The sequence below is a fragment of the Cohnella cellulosilytica genome (genome assembly GCF_042431195.1).
GTDB classification, from domain to species: domain Bacteria; phylum Bacillota; class Bacilli; order Paenibacillales; family Paenibacillaceae; genus Cohnella; species Cohnella cellulosilytica.
On the sequence record NZ_JBHMDN010000028.1, the window covers coordinates 1 to 17377 of the forward strand.

General features: G+C 51.7%; 17 protein-coding genes and 1 pseudogene. All 18 read right to left on the bottom strand.

The window, feature by feature from the left end; all coding sequences use genetic code 11:
- Window positions 1–389: hypothetical protein (locus ACFFT4_RS19620; protein WP_378050514.1), on the bottom strand; the 389-nt coding region annotated here is incomplete at its 3' end.
- A gap of 20 nt (window positions 390–409) precedes the next feature.
- Entirely contained in the window at window positions 410–1171 is a 762-nt protein-coding gene (locus ACFFT4_RS19625; protein ID WP_378050515.1) for a hypothetical protein, read from the bottom strand.
- A gap of 214 nt (window positions 1172–1385) precedes the next feature.
- Window positions 1386–3317 carry a response regulator gene (locus tag ACFFT4_RS19630; protein ID WP_378050516.1) on the bottom strand — a complete coding sequence of 644 codons (1932 nt, stop codon included), beginning with the start codon at window positions 3315–3317 and terminating at the stop codon, window positions 1386–1388.
- The gene (locus ACFFT4_RS19635) at window positions 3314–5074 is read right to left on the bottom strand and encodes a serine/threonine-protein kinase (protein WP_378050517.1); all 1761 of its coding nucleotides are present in this window, start codon (window positions 5072–5074) and stop codon (window positions 3314–3316) included. The genes ACFFT4_RS19630 and ACFFT4_RS19635 overlap by 4 nt, the downstream gene beginning before the upstream one ends.
- Before the next feature lie 12 nt (window positions 5075–5086).
- Entirely contained in the window at window positions 5087–5914 is an 828-nt protein-coding gene (locus ACFFT4_RS19640) for a hypothetical protein (protein ID WP_378050518.1), read from the bottom strand.
- Window positions 5911–6705 (bottom strand): vWA domain-containing protein, encoded by a 795-nt coding sequence (locus ACFFT4_RS19645; protein ID WP_378050693.1) that lies wholly within the window; start codon window positions 6703–6705, stop codon window positions 5911–5913. Before ACFFT4_RS19645 ends, ACFFT4_RS19640 begins: the two co-directional genes overlap by 4 nt.
- A gap of 258 nt (window positions 6706–6963) precedes the next feature.
- Window positions 6964–7593 (bottom strand): annotated as a pseudogene (locus ACFFT4_RS19650) (serine/threonine protein kinase); the annotation flags it as partial.
- A gap of 29 nt (window positions 7594–7622) precedes the next feature.
- Window positions 7623–7802, bottom strand: coding sequence for a hypothetical protein (locus ACFFT4_RS19655; protein ID WP_378050519.1), 180 nt, complete (start codon window positions 7800–7802; stop codon window positions 7623–7625).
- A gap of 58 nt (window positions 7803–7860) precedes the next feature.
- Window positions 7861–8220 carry a hypothetical protein gene (locus tag ACFFT4_RS19660; RefSeq protein ID WP_378050520.1) on the bottom strand — a complete coding sequence of 120 codons (360 nt, stop codon included), beginning with the start codon at window positions 8218–8220 and terminating at the stop codon, window positions 7861–7863.
- A complete protein-coding gene (locus ACFFT4_RS19665) occupies window positions 8204–8692 on the bottom strand; it encodes a DUF5085 family protein (protein WP_378050521.1) in 489 nt (162 codons plus the stop codon). The genes ACFFT4_RS19660 and ACFFT4_RS19665 overlap by 17 nt, the downstream gene beginning before the upstream one ends.
- Window positions 8676–9149, bottom strand: a complete 474-nt coding sequence (locus tag ACFFT4_RS19670) for a DUF5085 family protein (protein WP_378050522.1) — start codon at window positions 9147–9149, stop codon at window positions 8676–8678. The genes ACFFT4_RS19665 and ACFFT4_RS19670 overlap by 17 nt, the downstream gene beginning before the upstream one ends.
- A complete protein-coding gene (locus ACFFT4_RS19675) occupies window positions 9115–10269 on the bottom strand; it encodes a hypothetical protein (protein WP_378050523.1) in 1155 nt (384 codons plus the stop codon). The genes ACFFT4_RS19670 and ACFFT4_RS19675 overlap by 35 nt, the downstream gene beginning before the upstream one ends.
- A 12-nt stretch (window positions 10270–10281) precedes the next feature.
- Window positions 10282–11442: a hypothetical protein gene (locus ACFFT4_RS19680; protein ID WP_378050524.1), complete on the bottom strand. Its 1161-nt coding sequence runs from the start codon at window positions 11440–11442 to the stop codon at window positions 10282–10284.
- 4 nt (window positions 11443–11446) lie between these two features.
- Entirely contained in the window at window positions 11447–11779 is a 333-nt protein-coding gene (locus tag ACFFT4_RS19685) for a hypothetical protein (protein ID WP_378050525.1), read from the bottom strand.
- A 78-nt stretch (window positions 11780–11857) separates the two neighbouring features.
- Complete coding sequence (locus ACFFT4_RS19690) at window positions 11858–12157, bottom strand: pore-forming ESAT-6 family protein (RefSeq protein ID WP_378050526.1); 300 nt, start codon at window positions 12155–12157, stop codon at window positions 11858–11860.
- A gap of 27 nt (window positions 12158–12184) precedes the next feature.
- Entirely contained in the window at window positions 12185–12487 is a 303-nt protein-coding gene (locus tag ACFFT4_RS19695) for a WXG100 family type VII secretion target (protein WP_378050527.1), read from the bottom strand.
- 25 nt (window positions 12488–12512) lie between these two features.
- Complete coding sequence (locus ACFFT4_RS19700) at window positions 12513–12764, bottom strand: methyltransferase (RefSeq protein ID WP_378050528.1); 252 nt, start codon at window positions 12762–12764, stop codon at window positions 12513–12515.
- Window positions 12757–17376, bottom strand: coding sequence for a type VII secretion protein EssC (essC, locus tag ACFFT4_RS19705; RefSeq protein ID WP_378050529.1), 4620 nt, complete (start codon window positions 17374–17376; stop codon window positions 12757–12759). Before essC ends, ACFFT4_RS19700 begins: the two co-directional genes overlap by 8 nt.
- Window position 17377: the final 1 nt, after the last annotated feature.

The following is a 17377-nucleotide window of genomic DNA, read 5'->3' on the forward strand; positions in this document are numbered from 1 at the left end:
TTATCCGTCCAATCGACCAAGGAATCTGTCTCGCTTCCTCGAAACAGAAAGCCCCGATTACCGCTAGCATCCTCCAGCGCATATCCTACGAATCCCGATTGCGTATCGTGAGTCGTATCTCCGGTCCGATTGTGGTTCTCGTAACCGATGACTCGAATATCCTCAAGCCCGCCGTGCTTTTGTGAAAGTTCATTGTACTTATCGATTAAATCCTTGATTTTATCTCTCTGCTCGGTTTCCATTGACCGAACATCCCACGCATCGTTCAAGACCTGCAGAATATTCATATTTTCTTTTCTATAGTCAACGACACTATTCAAATCCACGTAGGAGAGCTCTAGTAAAAAGTATTTCTCTTCGTCGGTCAGATCGTTTCTCTGAACAGACATCACATCATCCCTTTCATTTTCTATTTGTTCTTGAGAAGGTTTTGAAAGTATGAAGGGTCTGAGATTGGGGCGCTTTGCCTAAAATAAACATCATTAAGACGGCCCTCCCGGATGTAGTTCCAGCTAAAATTGACGGCGAATGCCACTCTCATTGCCTCAACGGCATCCTGGTAGTTCTCTTGCTTTACATAAGCGACGGATACAATAAAATTGCGGTCGGTCAATTCCTTCATCTTCTTGTACAAGTTGATAAAAAAAACAGAGTCATCCTCGGGTGCCCGTTCTCCTTCAACTGGAACAGCTACATACAAAAAAATGCTACCCTCTCTGTTTTCATCGGCAACGAACTCTTCGACTGGGGTTTGAAGAATTTTTGAGTCTTGTGGCACTTCTCTGAACCCTAGGGCGAACTTTACAATTAAATCGCGATCATCGAGCTCTTCAATCTCTCGCTTGTTTTTTTCCGTGTAGTGATAACTGAAATAACATAGCGGGTAATCGTCATTAAACTCTTCCGAACTCGTGCCCTTAAATACATAAAAGGGAAGATCAGGCTGTCCAACCGGATGCATCATCATTTTCGCTCCGCCGTACATATCCGGAAACAAAGTGCTGCCTTTTTCAAAAATTTCCTTTTCGTATGTACCGCCGTACTTCTCTTCCAAATAGTCGAACATGCGTTTCGTCATTTGCTTCTCACTCGTGAACATGCAGCCGGTCACTCCCAACATCATCAGGATCGATACGAATAGCCAAGCGATGGGCTTCAGCCCGCTCTTCATCGAAACGCCTCCTTGCTTCTGCTCTGCATACTCCTCGGGCATCTATCGTCGCAACTGTTGAAAAATCCTTCTTTTATCAAATTAGTAACAACTGCCCAATCCACACTTCATTATAAGCTTAGAAATATATTCCATAAACAATTTTCGCCAAAAAGCTCGGTAATTTGCCTAGAGAAGCTGAAGGGGGCAGCATCTTCCAACAGCAGATCGAATTTCACCGGAAAGCCTCCTCGAACACTTCTACGACCTCACGGCTATCGAAAGGCCTTACGCGATTGAGCGAGCACATCCGAATATGCTGAATACGAGGAAGGATGACAAGCTTCGTCAGCAAAGGATCGGCACCTAATTCCGACAGCATCTGAAACGGCTCGATCGGTGGATCGATAAGCACGACCTTACGCGCGATGTTGATTTCTTGGAAAGAAGCTATTGTTTGTTTCATTAACTCTGTGCCTCGCGGCGAGCAGTCGGCGATGAAGTGAACGGAAAGCGCAGAAGCGGCAAGCTTGTCCAGAAGCTCCGTCTGCGACGAATCGACAAGCACGTTCAAATAGGCGTAGTAATTCAGCCGTGTCTTAAGCTCCGCCACTACCTCATCGACCTGCTCCAATTCCAGACGCCCTTCAACGCATAAAAACGGGCGTTCCAGCCGATTGGCAAGCAATTCGTCGAGCTGCACGGAATCCATGCCGTATTGGGCGAACTTCGAGCTGCCCGTCAGATCGAGCAGAAGCGTATTATGTCTGCGCGCAAGCGTTCCCGACCAAGTGAGGGAGGTTGCCGTTCTTCCCGTATCCGGCGCCCCGACGAAAATGCGCAGAGAGTGCTTGAGCAAGTTATCGACGACTACGACTTCCTCAATCCGCTGCGCCCTCAGCAGCTTGATCAGACGCTGTTGGTAATCGATAATTGTCGCATCTTCCTCGCAGAGACGGAAAACGAGCGTAAGCAGTTGTTTGACCTTGTCTTCCATGATCGAGAGCGTCACGCGATTGCGCTGCAAGTCTCCAAGCAGCCTGCTTGTAACGGTTGCGATGTTCTGAGGGATGAACATCGCCCGAATCGGTTTCATAACTTCATTAATATAGTCGTTGTTGTACGGGAGCTCCTCGTCCATCTGCGCAACGAGATCGGTAATGCTGCGATCCATGGCCATGTACACTTCGATAACGTCCTTGGAGAGCTCCATCAGCTCGGCCTGCATGCCGAGCCGCTTCTCAATCAGTTCATCAAGGCGGGCTTGGTCGTGGTAAAGCAGCTTTGCGCCGGAGACAACGCCGAGCGCTTCACGTATTCTTTCGACTCGCGCTTCGACTGTCGCTTCGGCCGACTTGACGATCGCATCCATGACCGCGCCGAACTTGTCGGCGAGCATTTGGTTCTCCAGTCCGCTGTAAGAGGCACGCTCCATCCCGATCTGCTTCACCAGCGCAAAGCGCTCCTCCACCGTGAGAGAAACGTTCTTAAATACTTGGGCAACGCGCAGATCCAACGCTTCCAGCACATTCACCAATTCTGCGTATTGTGTATTTTGTTGAAGCAAATCGCTGAGCACTTCGTCCCGGGACAACGCCTGCTTGAAAAAATGAAAGTCGGCGAACTGTCCCATTTCCAACAATTTTTGTTCCAGCGACTTGGGAAGTTCCCGCTCCGGCTCGATCGTCTCAATCGGAAGCTCCGCTTCCTCCGTTGTCGTGGCGACTTCTTCCTCTACAACCTCCGTGCTTGCGCCACGAAGCTCCAAAGCCTCTCTTTGACGGGCTTTCGCGTCAGCCGATTCGAGAATGCGTCCGTCTGTACCGATTTCATTCAGATCGATGACCGATGCAACGGCTTCCTTGATTGCTTGTGGAGTTAATTTCGGCAACATGATTTTCGTCGCTTCATCGCCGAACAAGTCGTGTTCCTTATCTTTCATATACAGGAAGATAACGCGAACGGACGGATGCTTCTTGCTTATGGTTTCGGCAATTGCAACGCCGGATGTTCCGCGCACGTCCTTAGGTCCCAGTATCACGGCATCCATGTTCGAGACTTCCGGCGCCAACGACAGCGTTTCGACAATTTTGCCGACGTTGGTTTGGAAAGCCTTGTCTTCGAGCGCTTTTTTGATGAACGGTCCTAACGACGCCCCGTATATCATTTCGAACCCCTCCCGGTCAGATGATCCTTATAATCGTTAAAAAAACGGATATTCAATTGCGCGTTCCGGTTATGGTTGTACATGAAGGGATAATAATAGCCTTCCACCGCTTTGAGCTGCTCCACGAAATGAGAATCCCATTGGTACGTTCCGATGAGATAGTTGTGCAGATGATTCATATAGGATTGGGAAGCTTCGAAAACAAGCTGCGAAGGATCCGTTCTGGAGTCGGCTTTTGTTTCGGCCGCCTTCCGAATTTGCTCATAATCCTGCGAGAGCTGCATCAGCATGTCCTCTTGTTTCTGCGAAAGCGGCTTGCTTAAATGTTCGATCTGCTTCTTCATCTCCTTGATCTGCGCGTTCTTATCGGCCACGTCCGCTTCGAGATTCGCAACCTTGAGCTTTAATTCGTCGACGGAGACGCTTGGCTGCGACGAACCGGCCTTGTTGATGAAGTCTTTAATAGAGCCGAATGCGAAATAACCTCCGATTCCCAAGCATCCGACGATTGCGGATATCGTTGCGATTCTCCTCATCGAGGAGAACCTCCTCCTGTTTCTTTCACGGCTTTCGTTCTGTTTGATATCCTGCTTGGCGGTCAGACTCTCGAGTGCGATCGCGATTTCCTTCGCCAAATTCGCGTTCGGGTTTCGCTGAAGGATGGAGCGATACACGTCCATGGCTTCAAGGTACTTGCCTTTCGACTCGTATTGTCTTGCCCGCTTCAACTGTCCTTCTTGAGCGGCTGCGGCCATTTCCTCTTTGGCGCCCGATCCGATTGCCGAAATGGCCGCTGCGGATGCCGCGATCCGGGACGTTTTGCTTCCGGATTCCGTCTTCGCGAGCTCGATCATCCATTCGCCGAACGTCGGACATTGGGACAGTTCATTGCTGTCCCAGGCCCGAATGAACAGCGATACGATCGCTTCGCCCCATTCCGACCGAATAAACTCGACTAATCGCGCGTAACGCTCGCCGTAGCTCTGCGTCTCCTCTGGCGCGAAGTAGCTCTCCCCCCAAGTCGAATCGAAAAAGGAATCCAAGCAGGCGCCCAACATCTCCGTCAGCAGCACCGCCCCGGCAAATCGGTCAGAATACGGTCCCCACATCTGGGTCAACGGATGGCGCTGCGAAGCATAACCCGGCGAGCCAACGGGCAAATGCTCGGGACGCTCCAAATGCGAGGCGTACATTTGTTCCAGGTCTATAAGCTGAACGTAATCGATAGGTCTGACACTCGCGCCTCGCTCGCCGAACATCGGCAGCATGACGTTGGGAGCGGAGAGATCGCCGTGCGACAAGCCTCGTTGCTCCATCGCCACAAGGGCTTGAGCCAACGCGTAGGCAGCGGAATGGCTCTGTCTTCTTGTCAGCTTCTGCTTATTGAGCAGCATGTCCATCCAGGTCGGCCCTTCGATCCAGGACATGACGACCGCGTATAGAAGATCCGGCTCTTCTCTTAGCAGTTCCGTATTATTCTGAGGAGTCACGATGAACCGTTCGCAAGCGAGCAGACCTTCCACGCCGCTGAACTTGGCGATTTGTTGGGTATGATAGACCAGCGACGGATTCACGAATTTGCTGCGGAATACTTTCATCGCCTTCTTCCGGCGACGATCCTCGCTATGCAGCAGATATACCGTTCCTTGGCGACCCTCCTGGCCGTAAGGAATCGTCGGCGCATTCGGGTGCTGCCCGATCGCGAATCTTTGTCCGTTAATGATCAGTGGAGCATTGACTTCCGGTTGAAATCCCATTTCGCCTTCTCCTTACCGTGGAGTGTAATCCCATATCGCCTGCAAAAAGCTAATATCGTCGCTCGAAGGATGACCGGCTTCGTTCGAGAAAAGCTCCTGTATCGGCATATCCGAGACGGACGGATAGCGGTCCAATGCCTGGAATCCGTCCGAATAGAGCAGCAATTCGCCCTTCGTCCCACCTTGAAGCAGACTTGAATAAATCAGATGCGGCATCCCGCCAATCGGGCCGACAACGCTGTTCCATTGTTGATCGGTACGAAATTTGTTCCCTAGCAGATCTTGCGTCAATTCCTCCCGCTCCCGCCATATCCGGCAGCGAATGTCTCCCTGCCATGCGAGCAGAAGCCGTCCATCCGGAAATTGCGTTCCCGGGAAATCGATTCGCCCTCCGCAATACATCGTTGCGCTCCCCCTTTTTTTCTTCTCCGCCAATACATCCCTCAGCCATTCATGCATGTCCGGGGAAACTTCACGAACCTTTAACCGTTCTTCGGCATCGGCCGCAACCTCGCACATATATCGATTCAATCGCCGTTGCCATTCCGACGGCGTCTCTGTCGCATACGCCTCACCGTCTAGCAGCCATTCCAGCAGCCGATCGCCGACGAACTTGGCGGCAAAATCCCCATAGTAGGATTGGCTGACGCCATCGCAAAGCACGAATGACAAGCTCTCTTCGCTTTCCACGAACGTTAAATAATCCTGCCCCGGCTCGTCCGCTTCGCGGCATTCGCTCGATCGTGCATAGCCGTAACGATATTGCAGATTCGGGCCGCTCCGCAGTTGAATAGGCGTCTCCGACGATTGCGGAAGTTGGATTCTCTCGTCCATCATCAATAAATCGGTGTCGCCGCGGACATTTGAAAGCCGAGCGATACGAGATCGGGATTCGTACCGGGAAACATCAGGTACGATCCCATCGCCAGATTGTAATTCGCTTCCCGCATCATGATTCTGTAACTTTCGGGAATAACCGAAGACATGTTTCTCAGCTTATTGCCATAATCGTCCTTGAAGTCGGTATTCTCTCGAACGCCCGACCAACGCTTCGGCTGTTCGATCTCGTTCTCCAGCACCTCGTCGGAGATAAAGATGTTCTCGACCAGCACGTTGCCGTCCTTTACGGACATGTTCATAATTCGGCGGGCGATCGGCTCGGGATCTTCTCCGGTATAGACTCCGTCCGTCATATGGCAGACAAGCGGAGCGGGACAATCCTGTATCGAAGGCAGCTCTTCTTTCAGCAGCTTCTCCGCATGCTGAAAGGCTTTCGCGGTATCCGTAAACCGATATGTATTCAGAACCGGGAGCATACCGCCGTTCATCAATTCGTCTATTCTCTTGATTCCTCCCAGCAAATCTCGCACTTCGTCGCTGTAGGCAATGATCGCAACGCGATATCGCGAGGAGATGCGACTCCCCTTCGTCGATCGGAATACCATCTGCCGTAAAGCCACGTTCAGCGATTCCGTGACGACATCGATTCTTTTGCGCCCGCCAAGCGCCAAGCTCATTGAGCCGCTTACGTCGAGCAAATAGATGATCAGAGCGGGATGGGTTTGAGTCGCCTTCGTCGTATAAGAGGACGCGGCGCCGATTGGCAACCCCCGTCCCAATTGGGCGGTCATCTCATGCGCCAGCGGAACAGCCTGCCGCTCCTCTGCCTTCAGCATCACCGTCCGGAAAGCAGGCTCCCTCGCGATAGACGTTCCCCCTGCTGCCGCTAGAGGTTGAGATCGAAGCTGCACAACCGCCAGAGCTTCCTTGACTTCCCAGATATTCTGAAATCTCTTATCGGGGTTCGGATCGATGAGACGCTGCACAAGCTCGCTTACTCCGAGCGGCTGACCCGCAAGAGGGTTAGCTGCCGAGCCTCCGGTCTGATAGACGTACTTGCCGCCGGTCAGCAGGTAGTACATGACCGAGCCGACCGCGTAAATATCCGTTCGGGAATCGGTTTGCTTCGCTTCGAACTGCTCCGGAGCCGCGAATGCGATCGTTCCCATCTGGACCGTGTCCGTCATTTTGTTCCGGTCGAAGCTTCTTGCGATGCCGAAGTCGATCAACTGAACGTTGTCATGCTCGTCAATCATAATGTTCGAAGGCTTCAAATCGCGAAAAATAATCGGCGTCGGCTGATGATGCAGGTAATGCAGAATATCGCAAAGCTGCTGCATATACTTCATGAGGGCATCAAGCGCTAAATAACGCCCCTCTTGTTCGAACTTTTGTTGCAGGGTCGATCCTCGGACGAACTCCATGACCAAGTAGCAATGGCCGTCACCGTCCGGCTCGAAATAGTCGGTTATTTTCGGAATCAAAGGATGCGAAAGTCCGGTCAATATTCGAGCTTCCTCCAGGAAAGCCTCCTGATTCGTTTGTCTGATTTCCTTGACGACGATCGTCTTATCCCCCAGCTTCGTATCCTTCGCCCGGTAAACGCAGCCCATGCCCCCTTCGGCGATAAGCGATTCTATCTCGTAGCGATTGCCGATTCTCGTACCCGCCTGCAGCAACGTTCCTCACCGTTCCTTCTGTATCGGATTTACAGTTGATTTCTAATCCTCTTATACTTGTCCGACAGCTGCATCAATTTCGAAGCGCAATGTTCCATCCCAATCCCCTTGATCGGTTGAAGTTCCTGCGCTACTTGTTCTAACTCCCTGATAATGGCGTACAGTTCGTTCACGATTTCGTTCCGTTCCATATTCGCTCCCGCGTTCATTTGCCGTTCACCTCCCGGATTCATATGACCTAGTCTATATACAAGCGAGCTTTCGCCGTTATTTTCTATGTCTCGATAGTTTTCTGAACACCCCAAGAATATTAACGTTCCACCAGAGGAAAACGGGAGCAATCGCAGCGACCCCGACGAGTATTCCGGGCACGAGCGGGAAAGTCGTAGTTCCCGCGATCAGGACGATGATTCTGATGACTGCCGCTGCGCTCAGCGCAGTCAGTATGCCGTTAATGCAGAACATGCCGGCAAAGGATACCGGATACCTGCTCATCCATTTCAAATTCAGCAAAAAAAGAAGTAAACAGATGCCCCCGATAATGGCATTCGCCGAGAACGCGGCCGCCAATAAAAACGTGGTCAGAAAGAGCAGTACATACTGCAATATTTTAATGACCGGTATCATAAGCGGCCTCCTCCTGTCCCATTCGTTCACCCATGATGGCGGTACCGATTTTAATAAAGACATACTGCAGGGTCTCGTCTCCCGAAAGAACATGAAAGATCGGCGTCGTCTGGGTCAAGCCCTGGTGCTCGATGAAATCCAGCAGTATCCGGTAAGAGACTTGCGTGAATTCTTCGAAACGGGTAAACAAACAATGCGAGACCATCGACTCGATAAAGAAATAGCTTTGGAAGCTGAGATTGTCCTCCCGCATGATCTCGTCTTCCTTAATCGGCATAAAGAGCTCCCCGACAACCCATTCGTCCAGCGGCACATTGTTAATCGAATAGAACAACGGCCCTTTGATCGTCAGCTTCTGACGGGCGATCGATTGCAGGAAATCCTCGATGACTTCTTTCATATCCAGATAATGAAACCGATATTTTTTCGAAACGACATTCGTATACCGAATCGCGTCATTTGAATTGATCATCGGATTTGGGCTCCTTAGGGAGTATGGGGGCGAAAATATCGATGACGCCGTCTCCGTATACATCCAAATAGATGTTGTAGAACGGCTCTTGCAGCCGAATGTCGTTCGCCTCGGCACAGGTACGAACGATGTCGTAGCTGATCTCAAGCTCGTCGTCCAAATCCGCATGCCGAAGCATCAGGCCGTCGGGAATATTCCATACTGTCTCGAAGCTGTATTTATCGTTGGGCGGCATTGCGATCGGTTCGCTGATCGGCAAACAAAACGTAAATACCGCTTCGTTCTCATCCCTGTTCATCTCCGAGACTTGATAGATCGTCGGACCCGTCGCATAGAGATTGTTCTTAAGAATCGCGTTCCGAAGCTCTCTTGCAACCCGATCCCATTCGTTTAGCTTGCATGTGGTCGTCAACCGGATCACATTATTGAACGTCAGGGAACTTCGTTTTATTTTCACCTGTCGTTCTCCCCCTCTCCCCAGCTTCATCTTTCGAGAACCCTCTGCCCCGTCCAACCCCGATTCGAACGGCGATTAATAACAGCAATGCCGCAGCCAGCCCGAAGTAAAAATAAACTTCCGCATACCGAACAGGCCCCTCGGCAAAATCCAATCGGTTCTGCTTGCCCAACAGCGTGAACAGTAGAAGCCCCGCTCCTAAAGCAAAAGACGTTTCCAGCCAAATCACGATCAGCATCCAGAAGGGCGCCTTCTTCTCCGACATCCCCCCTGCTCGCGACTTAATGACGCTGATCGGTTTAGTCCACCAGAACGCGAGAGATTGTTTGAATGAAGCTTTCGGAAGCTCCCGCTTCTCATTCTTGATTGTCCCGCGGTCCGTACTTGCTTTCATATCCGACGGTTCCAGCGCAAAGCCCGGAAATTTGGATTTGGCATAAGCCAGCAGGAAAAACTCGGGCCATGCGATTGCTAGAGCATATTGAAGAATCGAAAAAATGACCAACAGGGAAACTGGTCCGGTTATGCCGCGATAGGATTTGTCAATGAACGACTCCGAGACCCGGGCAATCATCATCGCCCCGATCAAGATGATCGCGATAACAATGGCCGTTCTCCGGCTTACCGGATACAAATAGGTGCCATCCTGGGTAATCTTGCCCTGCTCGACTTTTCCGATCGCACGAATAACTGCCCATATCAACACAAGAAGCCCGCCAACGATTACCCCAATTCCTATGTCGAACAATTGGGTTGGCGAGTTCCTGTCCTCGAGCGACAAGAAATAGACCTTATAGCCATCGAGGGACATCTTTAGGAAGACCGCGCACAAGACTATTGATTGAAGCGTCTGAAACCGGTATCGGGTAGACTGAAATGCAAACAAGAGCACGAACAGGAACTGCAGAATCAACAAACCAAGATCCAGTTTCTGAATCAGCGACCAATAAACGCTTGTAATCGTCGTGCTGTAGGACAGCGCAAACGCCATTACTACGCTCATGACGCCGCTGTAAACGAAGGCTCCAATTAAACCTGCGAAAATGCCATCCGGCGACAATCGATAGATTGAAACCGCCTTGAGCTCGTCGAAATCTTCCTCTTTGCAATCACGCAACATAGCGTTTGCCTCCTACCAGAATACGCTCGCCAGCCTACTCCCGATATTGTCGATTACATCGCTCGTCCAATCTACCGCGCTGTTGACTGCGTCCTTCGTGTGGCCGACCACACTCTTGGGAGGCGGTCCGCCGAACTCATAATTCATCGCCCAATTGACCCCGAACCCAACCCCTGCGCCGACTACTGTTCCTACAGGCGGGACAATCAGAGAGCCGACAGCGGCTCCGGTTGCGATTGCGGCTGCCGAAGCTCCGACATCGACCGCAGTATCGACAACGAATTTCTTTACCGCCTCTCCCGTATATTCCATCTCTCCCGTTCGCGAATTATAGAAGCAATCCGAGAAATTGGACGCCACCATTAAGACGTCTCCCGCGATCCCGGCTCCCTTAAACGCTTTGGCCATCTTGGTCGCGTTTACCCATCCTTTGTAATCGTTCCAGCGCTTCGCTTCTTCTAGCCAGTTTTCCTTAAACGTCGAACGGAATACAGTCCACTTCGAGGTTCCCAGATTATGGACATAGCGATTAAGATCATCGAGGTTCGTATTTCCGAAAAAATTCGTATACCTCGTATTGGGGCGATTGGTCGAGAAATCATAGAGACTAACGCCGGTGGAGTTCAAACGGTTCGTAAACCCTCGGCTCCATGCCGATACGGTTCCCAGACGATCGGTCAGCATAGCTTTGAACTGATTGTATGTGAGATCTCCTTGAAGGATCTTAATGATCATTTTTCCGTTTTCTTTATAAAACCGAATATTCAAGCCTCTGTAATCGTTGAATTCCTTAAGCAGTTCCAGCCCCGGCCTCACAACCCTGTTGATCAATACCAAAGGATCAACGATCTGTTCCTTCCACCAAGGGGCGTCTCTCCAAGGCGCCTTGACATTGCGGGCTTCCTGGACCAGCCGTTCCTCCGTCCGGTCGTACCCCAGCGAGGAATTTTCCAAAAACGCGTCCAGCTCTTTCATTCGCCGCTCGGCCGATTCCAGTCTCCGATAAACGCTCGATAAGCGGGAATCGATGCTTCTACGCGTCCGAATCTGATAATCGACGCCCGAGCCGGCCGCCGTCGTCCCCATCCTTGCGTTCATCAGCTTTACCGTTTGCCGTCCCGTGTCGGATCGAACCATTCTGACCGCATCGATATGAATATATATAGACGGCATTCGGTCAGCCCCCCTTCATGAATTGCGCCGCTGCAGCCCTGGCAGCCGCTTCGGCCGCCGCTCTCGCCGCTGCTTCCCTGGCCAGCTCTTCCTGGCGAATCTCGTTCGCGACGCTTGCGATGTCGCCGCTTAACGACCGCAGCTCGGAGCTGGCTTGCGACAATTCGCCGGCAATCTTCTCGATCGCCAGCAGAACATATCGCATTTCATCCGCATTCCATGCCTGCGTGAGCAAAGCCCTGTTCTGTTTTAAGCCATTCATGATATCGGTCAGCGAAGCGGCGTATCCGTTTAACGAATTCGCTTGCGAGATGGCCGCTCCAACGTTAATCCCCATCACCGTCACCGCCTGGTTGGATTATGGAGCCGTCCCTGCCGGGAAAATGAGCTTTCCGACAGGAACGGCCTGTTCCGTTTACTTGAATGCGCTGGCGTTGTTGTTGATTTGCGTTTCCGTATTATCGTAGTTGGTTACCGTTATATCGAGAAACTTCGCGTACGAATCGACAACTGCCTGATACTCTTCGAAACGGGGAGCAAGCGCATTGAAATTGTTGCGAATCGTATTCGATGCGTCGCTCTGCCACGTCGAAGCCAGCCCGTTCATTTCCTTCTTGATTTCGTCCAGCTTCGTCGACAACGCCGTATTCAACGTCCGGATCGTATTCGCTGTTTTCGATACTTCTCCCAATGAAATATTGATTCCATCCGCCATTCTTAGTTCCTCCTTATCGTTCTTGGTTTAGTTGGCCAAGCGCTTGGCCTGGTTGATCGTTTCGGTCTGGGTATCCTTGTATGCCTTGGCGCTCAGCTTCAGAAAATCGGAGTACTGCATCATCAAAGCTTTCATTTTTTGGAAATCGTCCATGAAGCCTTTGATCTGGTTGACGAACGCAACGTTGTCGGCGCCTTGCCATGCCGCCCCCATTCCGTCGACTTCATTGAAAAGCTGCTGATACTGCTTCTCGTAATCGGCCGCCAAGCCATCCATCTTCTGCGACGCCGTCTCGAGCTTGGACGGGTCTACCGTAATTTTTCTTGCCATGTTCACTTGCTCCCTTCGAATTTTTTTATATTAACATCAGCCTGGACCCGTTCATTAAACCGAGTTCCAGAGCCGATTGGTTAATATCGAGCGCATTGCCGGTCAGCTTGTCGCACAGTACGACATCCGGCGAAGCGACGAACTGGCCGTCACAGATTTCTTTGAATATTCCCGCCAGCATGGCTTCCACTTCATGCAGCTTAAGCGCGACGGGAATGTAGACGTCGAAGCTGCGATCCACGACGGGGAGATAGATTTCTACCAGAATTCTATCCAACGGCCATCGCCTCCGACTCCATCGTCATAGAAGTTAAAAGCTTGATCAATGTCGTTTTTCCTTTCAATATGCGATAACCGAAGCCGTCGCCAATATCCTGATACAGGTCGTTCGTCAGCTTCGCGAGCTTAAGTTGATACTGATCCGCGATGCCGTTGCCCAGCCAGATCCCGTCGCTCAGCGATACCTTCGCTTTAAACCAATTCTCATAGGACATAGACGACAGATTGGATACGGTATCGCTGATCACGAAGCTGACCTGATAAGCGGTTTCTCCCTTTTCCAGCAACACTCTAAGCTTGTCTTTCGCATCTTCGGATATTCCCGACATTAGACCGGACAGCGAATGGATCAAGCACGTAACTGCTTCGAATGAGGGCAGAGCTTCTCCTCGCTCTTTGGCATCCTTGTAGCTGTTATTGCGGGATACGAGCATCTGGAACAGTTCATTCACCCGCTCTTCCAACCTTGGACTTGTCGTCTCCAACTCATATTCCCTGTTTTCCTGGCGGATAAAATGCTCGCTTGGATCGAGCACGAGCACCTTTGTCGTCGCTTGGGCAGCCAACACCTCCGCGAGTCCCTGCATGAAATCCGCCTTGTCGTTGCTCTGTGACAAAACCAGATGAATATAAGATTGCTCGACACCGTAATAGTGAAGGGCAAGGCTGTGCTTCTCGACCCCGATCGGCACCCCGCTTTGACGCCCGTACTTCAGCTCGTCCGCCAGATAATCGAGATCGATCCGCTCCGGAAGAATCGGAATTCTCGAAGCCGTGACTCCCGTCCAGCTCCGGGCCCTTTCGTCGCTGTACCGCCGCAAATAGTCGAAGATCTGTTCCGTATCCCGGTGCACGTGCGCGACTTGAAACTCGTAGACGCGATCGGTTTTGAAGATTCCCCGGCCCTTGGACTTGGAAGGATAAATGCCGTCCACGTTACCCAGAACGCCGGAGTAATCCGTAGGATCGTTCAACTGCAGCACGTACAGCTGCTTGAAATTCTGCATGATCCGGTAGCGCACCGCACCGGTGTTGGCCGCGGTCAGGATAAAATAAATTCCGTATTTCAAACCTTCGCGCGTCAAGAACGAGATGGCTTCCTCCTTGTCGTCGTACGTCTCGGCGAAAGCCGCGTAATTATGAATCACATTTACGATGGCAGGCAGCTGCTCTCCGGTTGCTTTCAAATAGGACTGAAGATCACCGCCGTAATCGGCCAAAAGTTTTTTCCTGCGTTCTATCTCGCGGTACAGCATTTTGAATAGATTGTTGATTTTCTCCGCTTCGTGCGACAGCAGAACGTCTCCGACATGAGGCGCCCTTGCAAAGGCTCGCAGCGTCTCCGAACCGAAATCCAGCAAGTAGAACTGGACTTCCGACGGCGTATATGTCTCGATAAACGAATAGATCAGCGTCGTCAGAAAAGTCGTTTTGCCATTGCCGGCCGAGCCGTATACGATCGCGTTCCCTTCCCTGATCAAAGGAAAAGTCATGACGAATTGTCTCTGATTCGCCGGATCGTCGACCTCTCCGATTACCGGATTAAGCGAAAAAGCGGAAGGGGCCGGCACTTGATACTTGCTTTTCAATTCGTCCACCACGATAAGGGACGGGATTGGCTCGAGCCACAGCGGCTTGACGCGAATTCGTTCTTCCGCCGCGATCGCCGCCAAATACTTGTTGATTTCGTCGATTTGCTTGGGCGGGTTGGCGTTCGCGGACCTGCGCTTGTCGATACGCACCTGTTTCGTCACCCTGCCCAAGTTATCGATTACGGACACGCTGTCATCCCGTTGTCTCTCCAATCGATCCGCCGGATAGTACGGCGCTCCCGCCCACGCCGACTGCCCCATATCGAACAGTTCATTAAAACCGACCTGCACGAAATATCGCCCGGTGACGGAAAGCTCCGCCGCGTCCGGCCTTTTGATAACGTCCATGCTGTCTGCCTTCTCTTGAACTTTGAGACAAATTCTGAATTTGCTGTTGCTCCAGATTTGGTCGTCTACGACCCCGGAAGGCTTCTGTGTAGCCAGGATCAGATGTACGCCCAAGCTTCGCCCGATTCTTGCCGCGCTTACCAACTGCTCCATAAATTCGGGCTGCTGCGTCTTCAACTCGGCGAATTCGTCCGAAATCATGTACAAGTGCTGCAGCGGCTCCCGGACTCGGCCTTCGCGATAGAGCCTCTGATATTTATAAATATCGATATTGCTGATGCCAACCAGTTTGCTCGTCTCGCCGAATATCGACTGCCGACGCTTCAACTCGCTCTGAATCGAGATCAGCGATCGCTTGACGGCCGCTCCGTCCAGATTGGTGATCGTTCCGGCCAAATGCGGCAAATTCTCGAACGCATTCGCCATGCCGCCGCCTTTGTAATCGATCAGAATAAAAGCGACTTCGTCGGGATGGTAGTTTACGGCCAACGAGAGAATCAGGGTCATAATGAACTCGCTCTTGCCCGAGCCAGTCATTCCCGCGATCAGTCCATGAGGGCCGTGAAACTTCTCGTGCAGGTCCAGCTTGAACAGTTCTCCCGTCGTATCCACGCCGATCGGAGTTTCCAGCGATTGAGTCGGATCGTTCTCCTTCCATCGCTGCAGGGCGTTCAGATGTTCGATCTTGCCGACGCCGAACATTTCGAGAAACGTCAGCGTCGTCGGCAGGATATAAGTCGAAGCAGCCGACCCCAGATGCGTATTCGCCAGCTTCACCGCCAGCTCGTGCTCGTCCTGTTTGAGATAAAAATCCGGTTGGAACGCGATCTGCTCTCCGGAAATATCGTCTTTATCGAAAATTTTGGACGCGCTGCCGCCGAACTCCACGACCATCGAACACTCTTTCGGAAGATGCTTTAATTCATCGTAGAGATGAATGACGCTTACGCCGATATTCTGCTTGCGCTTGTACAACGAATGAAAGATGTCCGCTTTGGCGGCCAGGCTTTTGTTCATCGAGAAAATCAGATAATAAGGACTCGTATTTTGAAGCTCCTCCTCGTTCAACCCTTCGCGTCGGGCAATCTCCTTCTCCAGAACAGAGGACAGTTCTTTCGCCTCGTTCGGATTCGTGGCGATAAACCGAATGCCCTGCTCATGATTCCATACATGAGGCAGCCATCTGACGAATTCCCAGACTTCCCGTTCGCTGTTGTCGTACAGGAATACGAGCTTCAATTCATCGTAGCTGTGCAGCGCCGCCAACTGCCATACGACGCCTTTCACAAGATCGGCGACGCTGGAGCGGCTGCCGATAAAACCGGAAAACCAATCCTCCGTCAACGACAGCGTAATCGGAACCTGATCCAGTATTTTCGGCTTCTCCGCAAGCTTGTACAGCTCGTCCTGCAGATTGTCGTCATCGAGCACGAACCGCTTCTCCGGATACTTCACCTCCGCGGCGAGCGGCAGTTGACCGATTCCAAGACGAACTTTCAGAAAATCGTTCTGGCTGTTCGTTCTCTCCCACAGATTTCGCTGCCGAAGCCGAATTCTCGATACGCAGTCGTCGATTGTCACATGGTTTTCCCGCAGAATCCGGCTCTGCCGTTCGCCTTCGCTGTCTATCTCCCGCCCGACTTCGTGCAGATAAGCGATGTATTTATCCTGCCTTAGTTCTTCTCGCCGTTTGGCCTTTTTCGTTTCATGTCTTCTCGTCAGAATCGGCCATAGTATCGTTCCGATCAGCATGCTCGAGGACATGACCAGCGTCGGAAGAGCGGTTCTTACGCTGCCTCCTGAGCCAAGCGCGTTCTGAAGCGTGAAGATGCCCATGAATGCGGCGGACATCCCCATCGTCATCGACGGTCCCAGCATGAGCATCATCGGCGTCTGCTGCGGATTCGCTCTGGCCGGCGGAGGATCGATCTTGAACTCCACCTGCATGATATCTCTCTTAAATCGCGGAGAACGATAGAACGAATGGCCCACCGCGATTTCCTCATCCGTGTCATAGTCGTCGTCATCGCCGGGCAAGACCGTCTGTTTCTCATATGGGACCAGAACCGTTCGGTCCGCCGATACGAGGCCGTCGGGATTGTTGACGGCAATGAAGCCGTTTCCGATCAAGAGCTTTAAGCCGATCAAGTAGACGATATCTCCCGGATAGAGAACGACTTGCTGGATTCTTTTGCCGTTGACGAACGTGCCGTTGGAACTTCCTAGATCGCGAATCGATATTTCGGTTCGGGTGACGATCAGTTCGGCATGCGTCGAAGAGACGTGCGGATTGGCGAAATAAATATCGCAATGCTCGGAGCGTCCGATCGTGAGCTTGCCCTGGACGGGAAGCGCCAGCTTTCGGAACGTTTTACGATCCTCCGTTACCGGTTCGGAATACAGCCAAGCCGCTTGGTGCGTCTTGTTCAGAAACAGGCCGTAAAAGTTCGGAGCGCCCAGTTTGAGTTCCTTGATTCGGCGATGATCCGCTCCCTGTACGTAAGCTTTTTTGTTCGATTTAAGAATCCATTCCCCGTCAATCCCTTCCACGCCAATGAGCTCTTCCTCCATGCCCTGATCGTTGACGTGGGAAATCCAATATTGTCCCTTCTTCTTCTCGGGAAGAACGCAGGAAAACAGCTCGTTATCTTTCAGCAGGGAAAGCTGCATA